General features: G+C 65.7%; 21 protein-coding genes. 8 read left to right on the top strand and 13 right to left on the bottom strand.

The window, feature by feature from the left end; genetic code table 11:
- Window positions 1-70: 70 nt before the first annotated feature.
- Window positions 71-1,180 (bottom strand): pyridoxal-phosphate-dependent aminotransferase family protein, encoded by a 1,110-nt coding sequence (locus CV102_RS12160; RefSeq protein WP_148858272.1) that lies wholly within the window; start codon window positions 1,178-1,180, stop codon window positions 71-73.
- Window positions 1,181-1,322: 142 nt separating this feature from the next.
- On the opposite strand from CV102_RS12160, the gene CV102_RS12155 reads away from it, so the two are divergent.
- Window positions 1,323-1,748, top strand: a complete 426-nt coding sequence (locus tag CV102_RS12155; RefSeq protein ID WP_148858271.1) for a hypothetical protein — start codon at window positions 1,323-1,325, stop codon at window positions 1,746-1,748.
- A gap of 50 nt (window positions 1,749-1,798) precedes the next feature.
- Here the strand turns inward: CV102_RS12155 and CV102_RS12150 are convergent, their stop codons facing one another.
- Window positions 1,799-2,482: a class I SAM-dependent methyltransferase gene (locus CV102_RS12150; RefSeq protein WP_148858270.1), complete on the bottom strand. Its 684-nt coding sequence runs from the start codon at window positions 2,480-2,482 to the stop codon at window positions 1,799-1,801.
- 61 nt (window positions 2,483-2,543) lie between these two features.
- Entirely contained in the window at window positions 2,544-3,320 is a 777-nt protein-coding gene (locus tag CV102_RS12145) for an NAD(P)H-hydrate dehydratase (RefSeq protein ID WP_148858269.1), read from the bottom strand.
- 119 nt (window positions 3,321-3,439) lie between these two features.
- On the opposite strand from CV102_RS12145, the gene CV102_RS12140 reads away from it, so the two are divergent.
- Together CV102_RS12140 and CV102_RS12135 are read left to right on the top strand one after the other, a co-directional pair.
- The gene (locus CV102_RS12140; protein WP_148858268.1) at window positions 3,440-4,072 is read left to right on the top strand and encodes a phosphoribosyltransferase; all 633 of its coding nucleotides are present in this window, start codon (window positions 3,440-3,442) and stop codon (window positions 4,070-4,072) included.
- A 21-nt stretch (window positions 4,073-4,093) separates the two neighbouring features.
- Window positions 4,094-4,939 carry a CPBP family intramembrane glutamic endopeptidase gene (locus tag CV102_RS12135; RefSeq protein ID WP_148858267.1) on the top strand — a complete coding sequence of 282 codons (846 nt, stop codon included), beginning with the start codon at window positions 4,094-4,096 and terminating at the stop codon, window positions 4,937-4,939.
- 35 nt (window positions 4,940-4,974) lie between these two features.
- On the opposite strand, the gene gdhB is transcribed toward CV102_RS12135, so the two are convergent.
- From gdhB to CV102_RS12120, 3 genes are all read right to left on the bottom strand, one after another.
- Entirely contained in the window at window positions 4,975-6,279 is a 1,305-nt protein-coding gene (gene gdhB / locus CV102_RS12130; protein WP_148858266.1) for a glutamate dehydrogenase GdhB, read from the bottom strand.
- Window positions 6,280-6,281: 2 nt separating this feature from the next.
- Window positions 6,282-6,422: a rubrerythrin-like domain-containing protein gene (locus CV102_RS12125; RefSeq protein ID WP_148858265.1), complete on the bottom strand. Its 141-nt coding sequence runs from the start codon at window positions 6,420-6,422 to the stop codon at window positions 6,282-6,284.
- Between the two features lie 113 nt (window positions 6,423-6,535).
- Window positions 6,536-9,448, bottom strand: coding sequence for a bacterio-opsin activator domain-containing protein (locus CV102_RS12120; protein ID WP_148858264.1), 2,913 nt, complete (start codon window positions 9,446-9,448; stop codon window positions 6,536-6,538).
- Window positions 9,449-9,541: 93 nt separating this feature from the next.
- On the opposite strand from CV102_RS12120, the gene CV102_RS12115 reads away from it, so the two are divergent.
- Window positions 9,542-10,201, top strand: coding sequence for an ERCC4 domain-containing protein (locus tag CV102_RS12115; RefSeq protein ID WP_148858263.1), 660 nt, complete (start codon window positions 9,542-9,544; stop codon window positions 10,199-10,201).
- Between the two features lie 154 nt (window positions 10,202-10,355).
- The gene (locus tag CV102_RS12110) at window positions 10,356-11,069 is read left to right on the top strand and encodes a hypothetical protein (RefSeq protein WP_148858262.1); all 714 of its coding nucleotides are present in this window, start codon (window positions 10,356-10,358) and stop codon (window positions 11,067-11,069) included.
- A 42-nt stretch (window positions 11,070-11,111) separates the two neighbouring features.
- On the opposite strand, the gene CV102_RS12105 is transcribed toward CV102_RS12110, so the two are convergent.
- From CV102_RS12105 to CV102_RS12085, 6 genes are all read right to left on the bottom strand, one after another.
- Entirely contained in the window at window positions 11,112-11,966 is an 855-nt protein-coding gene (locus CV102_RS12105; RefSeq protein ID WP_148858261.1) for a YihY/virulence factor BrkB family protein, read from the bottom strand.
- An 80-nt stretch (window positions 11,967-12,046) separates the two neighbouring features.
- Window positions 12,047-12,253 carry a YwbE family protein gene (locus tag CV102_RS12100; RefSeq protein WP_148858260.1) on the bottom strand — a complete coding sequence of 69 codons (207 nt, stop codon included), beginning with the start codon at window positions 12,251-12,253 and terminating at the stop codon, window positions 12,047-12,049.
- A 59-nt stretch (window positions 12,254-12,312) separates the two neighbouring features.
- A complete protein-coding gene (gene msrB / locus CV102_RS12095; RefSeq protein ID WP_148858259.1) occupies window positions 12,313-12,714 on the bottom strand; it encodes a peptide-methionine (R)-S-oxide reductase MsrB in 402 nt (133 codons plus the stop codon).
- 84 nt (window positions 12,715-12,798) lie between these two features.
- Window positions 12,799-12,960 carry a hypothetical protein gene (locus tag CV102_RS25965; protein ID WP_187432949.1) on the bottom strand — a complete coding sequence of 54 codons (162 nt, stop codon included), beginning with the start codon at window positions 12,958-12,960 and terminating at the stop codon, window positions 12,799-12,801.
- Between the two features lie 96 nt (window positions 12,961-13,056).
- Complete coding sequence (locus CV102_RS12090; RefSeq protein ID WP_148858258.1) at window positions 13,057-13,620, bottom strand: sugar O-acetyltransferase; 564 nt, start codon at window positions 13,618-13,620, stop codon at window positions 13,057-13,059.
- A 119-nt stretch (window positions 13,621-13,739) separates the two neighbouring features.
- Window positions 13,740-14,969, bottom strand: coding sequence for a carboxypeptidase-like regulatory domain-containing protein (locus CV102_RS12085; protein WP_148858257.1), 1,230 nt, complete (start codon window positions 14,967-14,969; stop codon window positions 13,740-13,742).
- Between the two features lie 132 nt (window positions 14,970-15,101).
- Between CV102_RS12085 and CV102_RS12080 the strand changes: the two genes are divergently transcribed.
- From CV102_RS12080 to CV102_RS25960, 3 genes are all read left to right on the top strand, one after another.
- Entirely contained in the window at window positions 15,102-16,331 is a 1,230-nt protein-coding gene (locus tag CV102_RS12080; protein ID WP_148858256.1) for an ornithine cyclodeaminase, read from the top strand.
- Window positions 16,332-16,514: 183 nt separating this feature from the next.
- On the top strand, window positions 16,515-17,465 hold the full coding sequence (locus CV102_RS12075) for a phytoene/squalene synthase family protein (protein WP_148858255.1): 951 nt from the start codon (window positions 16,515-16,517) through the stop codon (window positions 17,463-17,465).
- A 194-nt stretch (window positions 17,466-17,659) separates the two neighbouring features.
- Window positions 17,660-17,812, top strand: a complete 153-nt coding sequence (locus CV102_RS25960) for a hypothetical protein (RefSeq protein WP_187432948.1) — start codon at window positions 17,660-17,662, stop codon at window positions 17,810-17,812.
- A gap of 36 nt (window positions 17,813-17,848) precedes the next feature.
- Here CV102_RS25960 and CV102_RS25955 read toward each other — a convergent pair whose 3' ends face one another.
- Window positions 17,849-18,004, bottom strand: coding sequence for a hypothetical protein (locus CV102_RS25955; RefSeq protein ID WP_187432947.1), 156 nt, complete (start codon window positions 18,002-18,004; stop codon window positions 17,849-17,851).
- Between the last annotated feature and the right edge of the window lie 88 nt (window positions 18,005-18,092).

The following is an 18,092-nucleotide window of genomic DNA, read 5'->3' as shown; positions in this document are numbered from 1 at the left end:
GAAAACTAGTCTAGACTCGTGGGAAACGGTTCCACCTGCAGGTTCCGGGTGCGCCAGAGAGCCGGACTCGTCACTCGAGTACGTTCGCGATCGCGTCCATCGTTCGCTCCACGCGATCCGTTCGCGCGTTGTGGCCCATGTGACCGATCCGGAGGATCTCGTCCTCGAGGTCGCCGAGGCCGGTCGCGAGGACGATATCGTGTTCCTCCAGCACCGCTTGCTGTACGTCGGTCGCCCGCTCGACGTCGAGCGCGGTCACGGTCGGCGAGCAGTCGGCCTCGTCCTCCGCGTACGTCTCCAGGCCGAGGTCCGCGGCGCGCTCGCGACACAGCGTCGCGGTCTCCTCGTGGCGCGCGAAGACGTCGTCGAGTCCCTCCTCGAGCAGCAGGTCGACCGCGGCGTCGAGTCCGTACAGGTTCGACGCGAGGTGCGTGTACGGGAACCACTCCTCGTCGGCCGCGGTTCGCCACGGTTCGAGGTCGGCGTAGAGCGTCGGGTTCTCGACGGACTCGATGCGGTCCCAGGCGCGTTCGCTGACCGCGCAGGTAGTGAGTCCGGGCGGCGCGCTGAGACACTTCTGGCTCGCGCCGAGGCAGACGTCGATCTTCCCGGTCGGGACGGGCGTTCCACCGAGCGAGGAGACCGCGTCGACGACCGACAGTACGTCGTACTCCTCGAGCACGTCCAGGACCGGTTCGAGGTCGTTCAGCGTTCCCGTCGGTGTCTCGCAGTGGACCATCGTCGCCACGTCGAACGGCCCCTCCTCCTCGAGGACGTCCGCGACGACGTCGACGTCGAGCGTCTCGCGCCAGGACACCTCGCTGACGACCGCCTCGCCGCCGTAGTTCTCGACGAAGTCGGCGAACCCCTCGCCGTAGAGGCCGTTGGAGAGGCAGAGCACCTGATCGCCCTCGCCGACGAGCGACGCGATGGCGGCCTCGAGTCCCAGAATGCCTTCGCCGCCGAGGACGACGACGTCCTCGTCTCGCTCGCTCGCACTCGTCCCGTCGGCGTCTATCCCCGCGTGATAGATCGTCTCGAGTTTGTCGGTCAGCGACCGGTAGAACTCGAAGAACTCGGGCTCGAGGTCGGGGTTCGGCGTCGGTTCGCTCATCGCCTGGCGGACGGCGGTCGGGACCTCGGTGGGTCCCGGCGTCATCCGCAGTCTGTCGTCGCTCATGGCTCTATCGGGGGTCTCCTCCCAGATAAAGACCGTCGCCGGCCGCTCCCTCGATCCCGTTCCGACGAGGCAACCGGTGGCGCGGGCGAGGATTCGTTCACCGCGACGGAACACATTTAATTTCGACTGTTTTATTTCCGATATGACCCTCGAGCTTCCGCGCAGGCGGATCTGTGCGCTCCTGTCGGTCGTGCTCGCGAGCGGCGCCGGGTGTCTCTCCGTCTTCGACGAACCGAAGCCCGATATCGGACTTCGACTGGTGAATTTTAGGGAGTCGGAACAAACCGTACACGTCACGTTCGAGGTGCCGGACGACGAGACGGCCCTGGCGGAGTCGTACGAACTCGACGGCGTCGGCGAGGAAAGCCACGACGAGTACACCCGCCGCGACATCGACGACGCGCTCGAGCCCGGTCGATACTCCGTCACCGCCGAACTGCCCGACGGAACGCGCGACCGGTTGGATTACCGGGCGACCTGTAACGCGGACGACGACCTCGAGAACCGCGTCTCGATCGTCGTCAGAGACGACGAAGTGAGCCTGTCCGAGACTTTCTGTGGGTCGTAGCTCGAGGACGATCGCGGGACGGACGCGGAGTCGGTAACGGCTAACTCCCGTCAGTCCGAAAGGGGTGCGTCGCGGCGCCGTCGCAGCGTCCCGCGCACGATCGGCGTCGCCGGAAAGAGCCCGAACGCGATGCGCTCGATCTCTTCGACTGCGAAGGCGTCGTGACAGACGAACCGCTCGACCGTCTCGCGGTTGAGCTGGCAGCCGCCGGCGGCGCGGCTCCAGAGCGGGTTCAGGAGGTCCTGGCCGGTCGCTCGCCAGCCGTCGGCGTGGACGTGCTCGAGGAACCGCAGTTCGCCGCCGGGTTTCAGCACGCGGGCGACCTCCTCGAGGGCGGCGTCGGGATCCGCGATGGTACAGAAGACGAGGCTGGAGATGACGACGTCGACGCTCTCGTCGGGGTAGGGAAGCGATTCGGCCCGGGCGTCCCGCAGCGTCACACTGCAACCGACGTCTCGCGCCTTCTCGGCCGCCTGCTTTCGCATGTGGGGGTCGGGTTCGATCGCGTGGTAGGAGATGCGCTCGCTGTCGTCGGCGACGTAGGTAAAGTTCGCTCCGGTTCCGGCCCCGACGTCGAGCACGCGTCCCGAGAGGTCGTCGGTCAGGTACTCCCGGTGGGGCCCGAAGAGAAACCGGTCGGGGACGACCCAGTCGTAGACCGCCGCGACCAGCGGGTGGGAGATGTCGTCAGTTCCCGTCGCGGCCGCCGCTCGATCGTCGCCGTGTGAAGCCATTGTAGTCGAGCCGACGAGAGACCGTCAGAAATGGGTTACGGGGCTCGAGTCGCGACGGTCGTCAGCGGATCGTATCCGGAATCCGGTCGATGACGTCGGTCGCGAGGACGCCCGGCCCGAACTCGGCCGTCGCGAGTTCGCCGCTCTTGCCGAGGATCCACGCGGCCAGTTCGGCGGCGTCCTCGCGCTCCATTCCCTGCCCGAGCAGCGAGGCAGTGATACCGGCCAGCGTGTCGCCCGTGCCGGCGACGGTCAGCGCCGAGGTTCCGGTGTAGTTTTCCATTCGTTTGCCGCCGGCGATGATCTCGTCGGTACCTCCCGTGAAGGTGATGACGGCACCCGTCTCCTCGGTAAACACCTTGAGCGAGTCGTAGGACTCGGTAATCGTATCCTCTTCGTCGTCGTTCGGCGTGAGCACCGCGTTCGAGAGGTCGGCCTCGAGCGCCGGTTCGATCGCGATGGCGTCGACGACGGTCGGGACGTCGATCCGGTCGATCGTCTCGCGGATCGCCGCCGGCTCGGCGTCGGCGAAGCCGGGACCGATCACCATCGCGTCCGCCCACTCGCTGACCTCGACGGCGCGCTCGACGGCGACCTGGTCGAACCGTTCGCCCTCGTACTTGCTGGCGAGCAGGTTCGGATCGTGAGTCGCGACGATCTCGTAGATCTCTTCCGTGACGACCGCGCGGACGTGATCGGAGCCCGTTCGAAGCGCGGCCCGGCCGACGAGCGCGGGCTGGTTCGGGTAGTCGACGCTGCCGGCGACGATGCCGACGCGGCCGCTGTCGGTGCCGGATTCCTCGGAGATATTCGAGAGCGTTCGCTGGAGTCGTCCCATACTGGTTTTCTCGGCCAGTGACGGGTAGCCGTTCGGCAAGCGTGTTCCAGTCGCCCGACGGAATCGCTGCCGTCGTATGCTACGCCAAGACATAGTACGTGGCCGTCGTAGGACCGTCCATGTTCGAGGATCGAACCGATGCCGGCAACCAACTCGCAACGGAACTCGAACGTCGCGGTCTCGAGGCCGACGTCGTCCTCGGGATTCCTCGTGGTGCGTTACCGGTCGCTCGACCGGTCGCCGACGCGCTCGAGGCCGATCTCGACGTCGTCGTCGCCAGAAAGATGGGCGCGCCGAACAACCCGGAACTGGCGATCGGGGCGGTCGCGAGCGACGGCAGCGTCTGGCAAAACGAGGAGCTCATCGACCGGCTCGGCGTGTCCGAGTCGTACCTCGAGGACGTTCGCGAGGAGGAAGCCGAGAACGCCCGACAGAAGGCCGATCGCTACCGCGACGAGCCGGGGCTGCCGGATCTCGAGGGGAAACGCGTCGTCGTCGTCGACGACGGCGTCGCGACCGGCGCGACCGCGACGGCTTGTCTCCGGCAAGTGCAAGATTCCGGGGCCGAGTACGTCGCGCTCGCGGTTCCCGTGGGCTCGCCCGACTCGGTCAACTCCCTGCAGGACGAAGCCGACGAGGTGATCCCCCTCCAGACCCCCGCGAGCTTCCGGGCCGTCGGCCAGTTCTATCGAACGTTCGGCCAGGTGAGCGACGAGGAGGCGATCGAGTACCTCGAAGGGAACGATCGGTAGCTGGCTCGAGGCTGGATCGGGATGGAACGCCGACTCGGACGCCGAAACCGTGACCTGTGGGGATACCTGCTGTTCTCGCACGGCTGGAGCTGGTTCTTTTGGGGTATCGTCGTCGCGACTGGCTGGGAGGCGTTTTCGTATCCGGGCGTCGTCTTCCTCGTCCTCGGCGGAACGGGACCGATGCTCGGCGGAATCGTGATGAGCTGGGCCGTCGGCGGCCGAGCGGGGCTTCGTGATCTCGGCCGGCGGCTCGTCGACCCGCGGCTCGTTCCGGCCCGCTGGTGGGCGGTCACCGTCCTGTTCGTTCCCGCGCTCACGGCGGTCGCGGCCGGACTGGTCGTCGGGCTCGGACTCTCGAGTCAGCCGGCCGACCTCGAGGGCGCTCGCGAACTGCTCGCCAGTCCGGAATCGCTGCTCGCCTTCGCCGCGTTCGTCCTCGTGCTCGGGCCGCTCCCCGAGGAGATCGGCTGGCGCGGCTTTCTGCTCGATCGCTGTCAGCGACGGTGGAACGCGACCGTCGCGAGCCTCCTCGTCGGCCTCGCCTGGCTGACCTGGCACGCGCCGCTGTTCGCGATGGTCGGCTACTTCGCGGCCGCGGGCGGGCCGCCGGAGCCCGTCCGGTTCGCGGTCGGCATCGTGATCGCGTCCGTCTTCTACACCTGGATCTACAACAACGCGAGTCGAAGCGTCCTCGCGGCGATCGTCTTTCACTTCACGCAGAACTTCACGGGCCAGTTCTTCGATCTGGCACCCGAGACGCGGACGGTCCAGAGTTTCCTGTTCGTCGTCGTCGCGGTCGTCGTAGTGGCCCGGTGGGGGCCGACCCACCTCCGACGGGACGGGACTCGACCCGAACCGCCGTACTGACACGAAAAAACGGCGCCGACGCTCGAGGTCGCCGCTCAGGGCCAGAGCCCTCGCGCCTCGTGTGCATCGGCGATTCGCGAGAGCGCGACGACGTAAGCCGCGTCGCGCCAGGAGACGTCCCGCCGCTCGACCTCCTCGCGGAGGTCGTTCCAGGCCCCGACGATCTCGGCCTCAAGTTCTTCGTTGACTCGCTCCGCGCTCCACGTCCGGCGGTTGATGTCCTGAAGCCACTCGAAGTACGAGACGGTCACCCCGCCCGCGTTGGCGAGGATGTCCGGCAGCACACGGATCCCGCGCTCGGCGAGGATCGAGTCGGCGGCGAACGTCGTCGGCCCGTTCGCCCCCTCGACGACGAGGTCGGCTCGCACGTCGGCGGCGTTGTCCTCGGTGATGACGTTGCCGACCGCGGCCGGGATCAGCACGTCGACGTCGAGTTCCAGGAGCTCCGCGTTCGAGATCCGAGTGCCCTCGGCGTTTCCGGTGACCGCTTCTGGCTCTTCGTCGTGGGACGGGATCGCGGCCACGTCGATCCCGGCGGGGTCGTAGACGGCGCCGTTGACGTCGCTGACGGCGACGACGGTCGCGCCCCACTCCTCGAGCAGGCAGGCTGCGTTGGCGCCGACGCTGCCGAACCCCTGGACGGCGACGGTCGTCTCCTCGAGCGGGGAGTCGTAGTACGCGCAGGTCTCGCGCGTAACGATGGCGACGCTGCGACCGGGCGCTTCCTCGCGGCCGTAACTGCCGCCGATGGCGGGGGGCTTGCCGGTGACCACGCCGGGGATCGTCTCCCCTTCCTGCATGCTGTAGGCGTCCATCAACCAGGCCATCGTCTGCGGATCGGTTCCCATATCGGGGGCGGGGATGTCTTTCGTCGGTCCGACCACCTCACGGATCTCCTGGGTGAACCGGCGAGTGAGCCGCTCCTTCTCGTCGTCGCTCAGCGATTTGGGGTCGACGACGATTCCACCTTTCGCGCCGCCGAAGGGGAGATCCATGACGGCACACTTCCAGGTCATCCACATCGCGAGCCCCACGCACTCGTCGCGGGTGACCGCCGGGTGGTATCGCAACCCCCCTTTGAACGGGCCGCGGACGCTATCGTGCTGGGCTCGGTATCCCGTGAAAATCTCGACCGAACCGTCGTCGCGCTCGAGCGGGATGGTTACCTCGTGGACCTTCGCTGGATGCTTGAGCCGCTCTACGACCGTGTCGTCGAGTTCGAGGTGGGTCGTCGCGCGACGAAGCTGTCTGCGCGCGGTCTCGAGGGCGGTCTCCGAATCGGTGGCCTCCGAGGCCGGCGCATCCGCTGTCGGTGAAGAAGAACGCTGCTGTGAGCTCATCGTTACTCGAGCGGCGTCTGGCGATTACGCATGTCGGCGCCGCAGTCGGGACAGGTGGCCGACGACACCGATCGGACGACGGTCCCGCAGTTGAAACACTCGTAGGTCGATTCTTCACTCGGGTCGAGTTCAACGTCTTTCATGGTGGACACGACGAGCGATTTGAATCGAGGCTCCGTCGTGTATGAACAATAATAGGGATATTAGGTTGAGCATGTCCGTCAGATAACTAGCGTCAGCGTTCGGTGAGGGTTCACTATTCAACCCCTGGCGTGGCGCCGGCTGGGAGGCCGGTCTCCTCGAACAGGACCGCAAAGAGCGAGCGCTGGACGAGCCTGATGTGGCGGTAGAACGCGGCCGGGGAGATGCCGAGCGTCTCGGCGACGTCCTCGCCGGATCGCTCTCGGGGGGATTCGAAGTAGCCGCCGTAGTAAGCCATCTGGACGACCTCGAGCTGTCGCTCGGTCAATCGGTCGACCAGCTCCGAGTGCAGATCACGCGGCGAACTCCGTTCGATACTCCGCTTCGACCGGAGTTCGACGTCCGTGAACGCGTTCGAGACGACGTCGACGCTGCCGCTCGGGTTGACGGCACTCGGGACGTCGACGACGAGCTGTGCGGCCTCCGGCGTCGCCTCGATGCGACGCAGGACGACTCCGTGGTCCGCGAGCTGGAGTGCCAGAAACGGCTGCGCGAGTTCGAGGAGCACCGTCCCACCGGGCTCGTCGCCGCTTTGCTCGTCGCTGATGATCTGGACGTCCTCGACGGCGACGAGATCGGTAGCAGCAGTCGCGACGTCGGTCACCGGCGCCCCGTCGACCGTCACGAACACGGAGATCCGTTCGTCGTGCTGGCGAACGCCGCCGTTGAACGAGAGCATGCAGTCAGCCCGCCGCGCGAGCCGCGTGAAGACGAAGCTGTCGTCGTTCACGTCGAATTCGAGGCGCGTCTGCGAGTCGGTCAACAGTGCCCGCTTGCGCTCGACCGCGGCGATCGCGGAGGCGATCGTCTCGCCGAGTTCCGCGAGGACTGCACGCGTGGTCTCGTCGAACGCGTCGGGCCTGTCGGCGTAGACGGTCAACACGCCGTAGGTGAACTCGTCGTACGCGAGCGGGACGCCGATCGCCGACTGGTAATCCCTCGAGAGCGCGGCCTTCCGCCACGGCTCGTCGTGAAGGCGGTCGACGACGTTCGGAACGACGGTCACCTCGCGCGTCGACGCCGTCCGGGCCGCGGGTTCGGTCGCATCAGCGAGCGAGAACGAGACGCTGTCGAGGTACTCTTGCCCCCGGCCGGTGCCGTCGTGGGCGTTCGACTCGAGGTGGTCGCCGGCGGCGTCGGTCGTGCCGATCCAGGCGAAGGCGAACCGATCCGCCGTCGTGAGCCGCTCGCAGACGGCGCGTTCGATCTCTTCACGGGTCTCGGCTGTGACCAGCGCGGCATCGATCTCCCTGATGATCTCGTTCACCTGGTTGAGCCGGGTGAGCTGCCTGTTGCGGTGTTTGAGCTCCCGGTCGCGTTCGCGAAGGGTCCGTTCTCGCTCGACTCGGTCGAGCGCCGCTTCGGCCGTCGCCGCCAGCAGGTCGGTCAGCTCTCGCGAGACGTCGTCGAAGGCGTCGACCTCCGGCGAGCCGACGACGAAGACGCCGTGGTCCCCGAGCGGAACGTAGCCGGCGCTGCGGAGTTCCGTGGCCGGATTCGACAGCGACGGCGACTCGTGGACGTCCGCGAAGAATCGGGGCTCGCCCCCGACGAAAACCTGGCCGGGGATGCTCTCGTCGTTCGCTCGCCTGGTCGGCAACGGTCCGTGCAGTCGGTCCATCCCCGGCGAGGACGCCACCGGTCGTAACACGTTCTCGTCGGTGTCGAAGCGGAAGGCCGCACTGGCCTCCAGATCGAGGACGTCCGTGCCGTCCGCGACGATGCGGTCTGCGATTTCGCGGTCGGTTTCGGCGTACAGCAGCTCCCGGGCGGTCCGATGGAGTCCCGTCAGCGCCTCCTCGCGGCGCTTGCGTTTGGTGATGTCGCGACAGCTGTAGAGAATCGTCCCGTCCTGGATCGACACCTCGCGGACGTTGACCAGCAGGGTGTGCTCTCGTCCCGCCTTGTCCGTCGCCGTACACTCGATGTTCGTCAGCACGCCCTCCTCGGCGAGGTCTGCGCGGTCGAACAGATCGGGTGCGAGCAGTTCGTCGATCGACCCCATCTCGTGGATCTCGTCGTCGGTGTAGCCGAAGATGAAGTGGACGTTCGGGCAGACGTAGGTGAACGCGCCGTCGTCGTCGGTGATGAGGACGGTGTCGGTCATGTGGTTGAGCGTCACCCGGTGGAGTTCCTCGGACTCCCGAAGCTCCGTCTCGAGCCGGACGCGCTCGGTGACGTCCGTCGCCTGGACGAACAGCGAGACGACCGCACCCGTCTCGTCGCGCACCGGTCGCACCGTCACCTCGTAGGTCCGCGAGCCGTCCCCGTCGGTCCGGTCGTGTTCGGCTGCCGGCGGCGCCGTTCGGGTCAGCTCTCGGTGCGCGACCGTTCCGTTCGCCGCCTGCTCGACCGCGGTCCGGATCGCTTCTCCGCCGTCTTCAGTCCGGTCCCACCAGGGGAGCGTCCAGAACGGCAGGCCGCGGACGTCGCTTCCGGTCGCGTCGATCGCCTCGAGCGCTCCGGTATTCGTCCGCCGAACGTCGCCGTCGGGCTCGAGCACCCACGAGTAGGTGTCCGGGTCCTCGAAGATCGACTCGAACTGGCGGGCGCGCTCCTGGGCAACTCGGTCGGCGCGGCCCTGCGAGATCGCGCGGTCGATTGCCGACACGAGCGAGTCCCGTCGGTCACGAGGGACGTACTCGGTGACGCCCGCGGCGACCGCGTCGCTGGCGAGCGTCTCGTCGCCGTTCGCCGGTGCGAGCACGACCGGCAGGTTCAGCTCGCGGTCTCGAATCGTCTCGAGCAGGTCGAGACCGGTCGTCGTCTCCAGTTCGTGAGCGCTCACGACGCAGTCGATCGCGTTCGACTCGAGAAACTCGAGCGCCGCCTGCGCGCTCGCGAACTGGCGGACGTCGGCGGCGTCGCCCTCGCGCGCTCGTTCCGTGATCGCGCTCGTCTCCTCGTCCCCGGAGGCGGGTTCGACGACGAGGAGACGGGCATCGTCGCGAGTCGGTTCGGGAGCCATTCGTCGTGACTATGTGTCCGTGCTGATAGAAGGTGTCGGTCCGAACCGTCGCGGATCGATACCCGTTCCCCGATCGGGAACGTACCCGTCGCTATGCGCGTCGCGGTCACCGTCGACGATCGGGAACCCGCCGGACTGGTCGAGGCCGTACGGAGTCACGCCGACGTCTCTGCGGTTGCGGTCGATCGACTCGCAGCCGGTGATCTCGTCATCGGATCGGTCGCTGTCGAGCGGAAAACGCCTCGAGATTACGTCAACGGCGTCATGGGCCGCGCCGGCCCGGATCTCCACGACCAACTCGAGCGTCTGGCCGCGAGCTACGACCACCCCTACGTCCTTCTCGAGGGAGACTTCACCGATCTCGACACCATGCGAACGAGTATCGATCCGGCCGCGATCCGGGGTTCGATGGCCTCGATCACGGCCCGCCAGGCCGTCCCGGTCATCCCCTGTACGGATCGCCGACGGCTCGTCGACTTCGCGATCCGTCTCGGGCGCAAGCACGCAGAGGAGCCGTCCCGGCGGCCGCTTCCCGTCGGGTCAGTTCCGAGCCGCCGCGAACCGACGACGAAGCAGATGTACGGCTGCATCGAAGGGATCGGCCCCGAACTCGCCGCGACGCTGTACGAGGCGTACCCGACCGTCGCGGAACTGGTCGAGGCGAGCGTCTCGGACCTCGAACGGATCGACGGGATTGGGGAAACGCGAGCACGGGCGATCCACACCGCATTTCACGACTCTGGCCAGTACTAGGCGGAGAAGGGTAATAGACGGTCTGTCGTCGGTTCTGAGCCGGTCGGACGAGGGCGGATAACAGCACACTAACTATCAAATCCCAATTGTTTCACTCCTTCCAACAGTGAGTATGATGGTGATAGTGACATACGTGATCAGTGATGGATAAGATATGTCGAACCACAATAGACGGAGCCTGATCGCGGGAGGGACGTCGCTGATAACCGTTGGCGCGCTCGCCTCACTCACGACGGTCGGTGCACGAGACGACGATTCCGCCGAAGGAGAGCTCGAACTGTCGATCTCCGCGCCCGATTCGGTTCCCGTTCGAGAGGGATACGCAGATTTCCTCGTCACAGTGACGAACCACGGCGACGACCCTGTCTCGGTGCCGGTCGTCCTCGAGATCGCACACATCTACGACGAACTCGAGACGCTCGAGCTAGCGCCGGGCGAGAGCGGGAACGCGTACACGAGTATCGAGGCCAGAAGCCTCGGCTCGGGCGAGCACGACTGGACGGTTACCGCCGACGGCGAGGTCGAGACCGGCACGGTGACCGTCGAGTCCCACGAGGAGTACGACGAGGACCGCGAGGATCTCGAGTTGACGGTGCACCTCCTCGACGGAGCGACCGCCCGGATCCAGGACGGCGAAACCACCACTCGAATCGGATGTGACCTGACCGTCTTCAACCACGACGACGATCCAGTTTCGGCGGACGGTTCGTTCGAGATCGCCGGCGAACGCGAACCGATCTCCGTCGAACTGGACGGCCGCGAGTCCGAGTACATCTCCACGACGGTCGAACTCGAGCGGGGCGAACACGAGTGGACCGCCACCATCGGCGACGAGACCGAAACCGGCACGCTAGTCGTCATCTGCTGAGCGCGGAGAGCGGTTCCGTCCTGTCTCGCTCCGATTCACTTCTCAGGCGTTTTTCATCCACACCTCTTGCATCGGTACCCACTCCTCGTCGGGATCGACGCGACCGGCCAGAACCGCGTTGAGTACGGCTCCCAGGAGGAGACAGAGCCCGCCGAGGTAGACCCACGTCAGGATCAGCAGGATCGCGCCGGCGATGCCGAAGAGTGCGACGCTCTCTGAGGTGACGACGTAGAACCGAAACCCGGCGCCGAGAACCGTCCACGTAATCGCGGCGAACGCCGTTCCCGGCAGCACCTCGGTTATCGAGACGTCGGCCTGCGGAAAGAGGTAGTACATCGGGAAGAAGACGACCGGCAGGAGCAAAGCGAGACCGACGGCGCTCCCGATCGCCGCCGCCATCCCGCCGGCTTGCACCGGGAGGGTAATTCCAACGATGCTTACCAGGACGATCCCGAACGCGAACGTCGCGGTCAGGAGCAGGGCGTTGACGACGGTCACCGCGGTTACGGTGGCGACGTTACCCACGTACGACTGGTCGTCCCGGGAGTCGTACACGTCGGTAAACGCGCTGTTGACCGCCTGGAACAGTCGGGCGGCGCTCCACAGCAGGATGACGAGCGCGAGCAAGGCTGCTCGGATTCGATCCCCACTCTCGCCGGCCGCCTCCTCGAGACCCTCGTCGGTCACTACGTCTTCTAACCCGAACGCCTCGGCGACCACCTCGAAAATCGGCTCGAGTGCGTCGACGAGCGTCGCGCCGACGAGAACGAGGATGACGAGCGGGACGAGCGTGTTGAACGCGTGGTAGGCCAGTCCCGCGGATTTGACGCTGATCTGTCGTTCCCGGCTGACGGCCGTGACGTCGGTGGCCAGTTCGAGCCACCACGATCTTCCCATGGCCGAACGTCGTCATCCACGAGGATATCGATTCCCCCGGCGATAGAACGGGAGGCGGGAGCCGGGTGCCGAAACGATCGCTACTCGTCGTGGACCACGGACTGGACGTGACCGACGACGCCGTTTTTCAGCTTGACTTTCGGTCCGTCCGGATTGTCCTCGTAGATCGTCCCGATTTCACCGATCAGCGGCTCCGTGTCCTCGGAGAGGACGTCCTGGTCCTCCTGGACGATCTCGACGGTGATTCCCTGTCGCAGTTCGTCCGCAGTCGGTCGTTCGTTGGACATGGACGATGGTGTGCCGTTTTCGTCGAAAAGGGTGCTGCCTGCATTCGCTTCGGCGGACGTTACTCGTCGTCGAACTCGAGCGCGACGGAGTTGATACAGTAGCGCTTGCCCGTCGGCTCCGGTCCGTCCTCGAACACGTGGCCGAGGTGGCCGCCACAGTTCGCACAGAGCACCTCGGTGCGGTTCATCCCGTGGCTGGTGTCGGTGCGGGTTTCGACGCGGTCGTCGTCGACATCGTAGAAACTCGGCCAGCCACAGCCGGAGTCGAACTTCGTTCCGGACTCGAACAGCGTGGTACCACAGCCGGTACAGGCGTAGCTGCCGTCTTCCTTGTGGTCGACGTACTCGCCGCTGAACGGGGCTTCGGTGCCCGCCTCGCGAAGGATTCGATACTCCTCGTCGCTGAGTTCGTCGCGCCACTCGTCGTCCGCACGCGGGAGATCGCTGGTTTCGTTGCTCATGGGACACGGTAGAACGGAGACGGTGAAGAATCTGTCTGCGTCGCTGGATACGCTGTCACACCCCGAACTGCCGTTCGGTGGCGCTTACCGGTGTGTCATGACGTCCGTGCTGCCACACTCCGGACACTGGGTCATCCGGCCGAGTTTCGGGACGTCGATTCGGACCCACGCGTCGTCGCCGCCTGGCGCCTCGAAGCCACAGTTTCGACACCGGGACGCGCCGAGTGTAGATGTGCCGTTAGCCATGTATTGGGATATGGTGTCGAGTGTCATATAGGTTGGTCCCGTACCAGCTCGCGGGGTCGGAGGGAGCGAGCCGACCGGTCGCCGTCGCCGTGCTCGTCAGTCCGTTGCCAGCTCCGTTACCACCGTCGCGGGGTTTCCCTGGACGACGACCTCGGCGGGGACGTCCTCGGTTACGACCGCCCCGGATGCGACGACGGCGCCGTCTCCGACCGTCACACCGGGATTGAGAACCGCCCGTCCACCGACCCAGACGTCGTCACCGATCGTGACCGGGTTCCCGTACTCTCGCCCCTCAGTTCGCTCGCTCGCATCGAGCGGGTGGGTCGCCGTGTAGATGTGGACGCCCGGTCCGAGCAGACAGTTCCGTCCGATCTCCACCCGGCAGACGTCCAGGACGACGCAGTCGAAGTTCGCGTAGAAGTTCTCGCCGACGTGGACGTTGTAGCCGTAGTCACAGCGAAACGGCGACTCCACCTGACACTGGTCTCCCACCGAGCCGAACAGTTCGTTCAAAAGCCGCCGTCGCCGTTCGTGGTCGTCCGCCGGCGTCCGATTGTACTGTCGCGTAAGCTCCCGTGCGCGTCTCCGTTCGGTCACGAGTTCGGGGTCGCTCGCATCGTACAACTCCCCGCGAAGCATCTTCTCCTTCTCACTGCCCATGACCTCCCTCGATCGTGCCGTCGAATAGGCGTTCGTGTTCCGGGAGGGCACTCTCCCGTTCGGTGCAGCCGACACGGCTGCCGCGTGCTCGAGTCGGGTGACGCACAGCGGCTCTGCCATCAGCGACGGTGAGCGATCGCGGTCCCCAGAGCCAGAGCCAGTGCGACGCCGGCCGTACCGGCGGCGAATCCGGGGATAGAGTCGTCTTCGTCGTCGGTGTCCGTCTCGTTCTCGACCTCACTTTGCTCCTCGGTCAGAGAGTCGTCCGTCGCGTCGGGATCGACGCCGTCGACGACGACCGTGTCCGTGACGTCTCCCTCCTGGACCGTTAGCTCGAGTTCACCGTGTCGTTCGATCGTCACGGTCGCCGAACCGTCGTCGTCCGTCGTCGCGACGGTCGAGCCGTCGAGAACGAGTTCGGCGTCGTCGACCGGGTCGCCGTACTCGTCGGTCACGTCGACGCCGACGGTTTCCCCGACGAGGACGCGCTCGTTGGAGGCCTCGAGCGTCAACGCAGGCGCGCGCTCGACCACGTACTCGACCGCTGTCGCGGACTCGCCGACGGTGAACTCGTGTTCGTTGCTCGCGTCGTCGTACTCGTCCGCCTCGACGACGGCCGTATACGCCGTGTTGACCTCGAGCGGGACGCTTCGTTCGCCGTCCGCGTTCGTCGAGAGCGTGGCGTCGCGTTCCCCGTCGTGTCGGATCGTGACGTCGGTCTGAAGCGGTTCCTCGACGTAGCCGTCGGTGACCGAGACGGTGACCCGTTCGGTTCCTGACTCGAGCGCGACGGTCGTTCCGTCGTTCGATCGCAGGTCGACAGACGCGGACTCGTCGTAGTAGCCCGCCTTTTCGACGTCGATCTCGTAGGTGCCGACCTCGATAGCGTCTGCAGTAAAGACGCCGTCGTCGTCGGTCGTCCCCGTCGCTGCGGTTCGGGTGTCGTCCTCCCTGGTGAGCGTGACCGTCGCATCGGCGATCGGGGTGTCGTTTTCGACCACGGTGATCTCACCGTCGGTTTCGGGGTAGAGATCGGCGCTGACCGTCGTGTGGTCGCTGACGGTGCCTACCTCTTTCGGATTGTTCTGGACGAGATCGTCGTGTTCGACGTCGACCGCGACGTCTGCACCGCTCGGAACGTCGATCAGCACCTGTCCGTTCGACCGCGTTTCGTCCGTGCGCTCGCCGTCGTCCCACGACACCGTGACCTGTGCGCCGCCGACGGCGTTCTCGTCGTCGTCGGTAACAGTCACTGCCAGTGTCACATCCTCGCTCGCAACGGCGGTTCCGACGCCGACGAGAGGTGCAGTTATCACGAGAGCCGCGACGAGAAGGGCGATCCGTTTCATAGCACCGGATGGATACCGAACTCACTTAAATTCATCTTTGTTGATCTATACTATTCTTGATGTTTGCGGCGACTCGGGGATATTCGCCAGAGACGCACAGATTGACGGTCCCCGGTCGCCAACTACGGGGCAATGACAGTCTCGCGAACCGTAGAACTCGAGGGCCACATCATCGACTCGGGATCGATGGGCGCGTGTTTCGGCGCCGTGATGGACATGGGTGGCGAGTTCGAGGTCGAGGAGTTCGAGGTCGGGCGCCACAAACACGAAGAAACCTACTGTCGGATGCGAGTGCTGGCCGACACCGAGGAGGATCTCCGGGCGATCCTCCACGAACTCAATCAGCAGGGGGCGGCGGTCGCCGACCCCCGCGACGCGACGCTCGAGGCGGCACCGGGCGACGGGATCGTGCCCGCCGACTTCTACTCGACGACCAACCACCCGACGGTCGTCCGCGTCGACGGCGAATGGCTCGAGGTCGAGGACGTCGAGATGGACTGCGCGCTCGTAGTCGAACGCGAGGGGGGCGAAACCCGCGTTCATACGAAGGTACTCAACGCAATCGAGGAGGGCGATATCGTCGTGACGGGCGAAACCGGGATCAGAGTCGATCCGCCGGAACGACCCCGAAACGGCGGCGGTTCGTTCGGCTTCATGCAGGGCGGCGTCTCGAGCGAACGCCCGTCGGCGTCGCTCATCGAAGAGATCGCCGACGAGATGCGCGAGGTCAACGAGAACGACGGCACCGTCCTCGTGGTCTGTGGACCGGCGATCGTCCACTCCGGCGGCCGAGATGCGCTCGCCGAACTGGTCCGGACGGGGTACGTCGACGCACTCAGCGCAGGGAACGGCTTCGCGGTCCACGACCTCGAGCGAGATCTGTACGGGACGTCCCTCGGCGTCGATACGGAGAGCCTGGAACACCCCCGAAAGGGCCACAAACACCACATCTACACGATCAGCGAGATCGCCCGCCTCGGCGGGATCGAGGCGGCCGTCCACGAGGGCGTCGTCGACGGGGGCGTGATGTACGAGTGCGTCGAGAACGACGTTCCGTACGTGCTCGCGGGGTCGATCCGCGACGACGGTCCGCTCCCGGACACGATCACCGACTCGATCGAGGCCCAGGACGCGATCCGCGAGCAGGCCCAGGAGGCCGACCTCGTGCTCATGCTCTCGACGCTGTTGCACTCCGTCGCCGTCGGCAACTGCCTGCCGTCGACGACGAAGACCGTCTGCGTCGACATCAACCCCGCGACGGTCACCCAGTTACTCGACCGCGGCAGCGCCCAGGCGATCGGGATGGTCACCGACATCGGGACGTTCATCCCGATGCTCGCCGACGAACTGCTCGAGCCGTAACCCGGCCTCGCCCGTTTTCACCGTCGGTACCAAACCATCTCGGCGAACTTCTCGGAAAACAGGTACGTCACAACCACACTAGTGAGGGGGAGTGGTTTTATATGTATCTGCCGTATGATTTGTATCCAATCGTTGTCAGGCGCCGATATCGGCAAAGCAAGGACGGGAAAAACAAACTAGCAAATGCAACAGGAACACATCGACGCAGGCGAGGAGATTCAGAAGCGAACCGGGAAGACGTTCTATCTCGCAACGCGGTTTCTCCCGGACCGGGTTCGCAACGCGACGCACATCCTCTACGCGTTCTTTCGCATCGCCGACGAGGTCGTCGACGACGCAGCGGGCGTCCCGCCCGCACAACAGCGTGCGGAACTCGAGTCGCTTCGCGCCCAGGCGCTCGGCCGCGCCGAACCTGAGGATCCGGTCCTCGAGGCGTTCCAGGAGCTTCGGCGGCGGTACGACATCACCGATAGCGAAGTCGATTCGTTCATCGACGCGATGGAGACGGATATCGCCACCAGCCGGTACGAGACCTACGACGACCTCGAGACGTACATGCGCGGGTCGGCCGCAGCCGTCGGCGTGATGATGACCGCGATCATGGAACCCGACGACCCGGAGACTGCGCTCCCGCACGCGATCACACTCGGGGAGGCGTTCCAGATGACGAACTTTCTCCGGGACGTCCGCGAGGACGTCGTAGAGCGCGACCGAATCTACGTTCCACAGGAGACGCTTCGATCCCACGGCGTGTCCGAGGAGGAGATCGAGAACCTCGAGTACTCGGCGTCGTTCCGGGCGGCGATGGCGGAGGAACTGAAGCGAACGGAGCGACTCTACCGCGAAGGGGTCGCCGGAATTCGGTACCTGCCGGAAGACTGTCAGCTCCCGGTGTTGCTCGCGGCCGTCCTCTACGCGGAACACCACGCCGTCATCCGGGCCCAGGGGTACGACGTCCTCTCGTCGGAGCCGTCGCTCTCGACGAGTCGCAAGCTATGGTGTCTCGCGAAAACGCGCTGGTACTGGCACTGGAACCGAGACCCGGAAGCGGTCTTCGAGCGCGTCTCCGCGATCTCCTCGCCCGAACCGGAACGCCACGGTCCCGAACACGGCGAAGGCGTCCCGACGCAGTGACTCGAGGCGTCGCGGACTCGAACCAACCGGGTTCGACTACCGGACCTATCTACTCTCTGTTCTCCCAGAACTCAGTTTCAGCCGTTCGGTGATCGGTCCGGAACTGGAGAGAACCAGCCCTGGTTCGCTCGTGTCTTCAATACCCTCTATATCGTGGCTCACAATTCGTTGTCGGCGGGCGAGATCGTACAGGTATGAGTCTGGATACGACGCACGACCCTCTCGAGATCGACCGTGAAAACGCTCGGCTCGCCGCCATCGGCCTGGGGATCTGGCTGGCGATTACGGCCGCCGTCATCATGCTCTTGCTCCAGTTCGGCCCCGCCCTGAGCGGCATCTTCGTCTAACGGCCCGTCGAACGTCGTCCTCCGTCGACGGGACGCTCAGGAAATGTCTTCCTCGAGCGCCGTCGTCTCCTCGACGACGAGCCGCGCCAGCTTCCGCTTCTCGTGGACGCTGACGAGGTGGTCCTCGAGCCCCTGGTCGGGCGGCATCGTCTCGCGACAGAGCGGACACTCGACTGGTAATCGGGACGCCATACGTACGACAGAATACTCACGGGGAAAAGGTTGTAGCCGGCAGGTTCGCCGTTTCTTATGCGCCCTCGAGCAAGCGCGCCGCGACCGG

This window comes from Natronococcus pandeyae, from assembly GCF_008122205.1.
Classification (GTDB): domain Archaea; phylum Halobacteriota; class Halobacteria; order Halobacteriales; family Natrialbaceae; genus Natronococcus; species Natronococcus pandeyae.
The sequence above is the reverse complement of the archived record's forward strand: the minus strand, read 5'-3'. Positions and strand labels throughout refer to the sequence as shown.

Coding starts and splice junctions, on each gene's coding strand:
- CV102_RS12160 (WP_148858272.1), bottom strand. CDS start 1,180: ATGAGCGACGACAGACTGCGGATGACGCCGGGACCCACCGAGGTCCCG.
- CV102_RS12155 (WP_148858271.1), top strand. CDS start 1,323: ATGACCCTCGAGCTTCCGCGCAGGCGGATCTGTGCGCTCCTGTCGGTC.
- CV102_RS12115 (WP_148858263.1), top strand. CDS start 9,542: ATGCGCGTCGCGGTCACCGTCGACGATCGGGAACCCGCCGGACTGGTC.
- CV102_RS12145 (WP_148858269.1), bottom strand. CDS start 3,320: ATGGGACGACTCCAGCGAACGCTCTCGAATATCTCCGAGGAATCCGGC.
- CV102_RS12100 (WP_148858260.1), bottom strand. CDS start 12,253: ATGTCCAACGAACGACCGACTGCGGACGAACTGCGACAGGGAATCACC.
- CV102_RS12090 (WP_148858258.1), bottom strand. CDS start 13,620: ATGGGCAGTGAGAAGGAGAAGATGCTTCGCGGGGAGTTGTACGATGCG.
- CV102_RS12125 (WP_148858265.1), bottom strand. CDS start 6,422: ATGAAAGACGTTGAACTCGACCCGAGTGAAGAATCGACCTACGAGTGT.
- CV102_RS12080 (WP_148858256.1), top strand. CDS start 15,102: ATGACAGTCTCGCGAACCGTAGAACTCGAGGGCCACATCATCGACTCG.
- CV102_RS25960 (WP_187432948.1), top strand. CDS start 17,660: ATGAGTCTGGATACGACGCACGACCCTCTCGAGATCGACCGTGAAAAC.
- CV102_RS25965 (WP_187432949.1), bottom strand. CDS start 12,960: ATGGCTAACGGCACATCTACACTCGGCGCGTCCCGGTGTCGAAACTGT.
- CV102_RS12110 (WP_148858262.1), top strand. CDS start 10,356: ATGTCGAACCACAATAGACGGAGCCTGATCGCGGGAGGGACGTCGCTG.
- gdhB (WP_148858266.1), bottom strand. CDS start 6,279: ATGAGCTCACAGCAGCGTTCTTCTTCACCGACAGCGGATGCGCCGGCC.
- CV102_RS12105 (WP_148858261.1), bottom strand. CDS start 11,966: ATGGGAAGATCGTGGTGGCTCGAACTGGCCACCGACGTCACGGCCGTC.
- CV102_RS12085 (WP_148858257.1), bottom strand. CDS start 14,969: ATGAAACGGATCGCCCTTCTCGTCGCGGCTCTCGTGATAACTGCACCT.
- CV102_RS25955 (WP_187432947.1), bottom strand. CDS start 18,004: ATGGCGTCCCGATTACCAGTCGAGTGTCCGCTCTGTCGCGAGACGATG.
- CV102_RS12075 (WP_148858255.1), top strand. CDS start 16,515: ATGCAACAGGAACACATCGACGCAGGCGAGGAGATTCAGAAGCGAACC.
- CV102_RS12140 (WP_148858268.1), top strand. CDS start 3,440: ATGTTCGAGGATCGAACCGATGCCGGCAACCAACTCGCAACGGAACTC.
- CV102_RS12150 (WP_148858270.1), bottom strand. CDS start 2,482: ATGGCTTCACACGGCGACGATCGAGCGGCGGCCGCGACGGGAACTGAC.
- msrB (WP_148858259.1), bottom strand. CDS start 12,714: ATGAGCAACGAAACCAGCGATCTCCCGCGTGCGGACGACGAGTGGCGC.
- CV102_RS12120 (WP_148858264.1), bottom strand. CDS start 9,448: ATGGCTCCCGAACCGACTCGCGACGATGCCCGTCTCCTCGTCGTCGAA.
- CV102_RS12135 (WP_148858267.1), top strand. CDS start 4,094: ATGGAACGCCGACTCGGACGCCGAAACCGTGACCTGTGGGGATACCTG.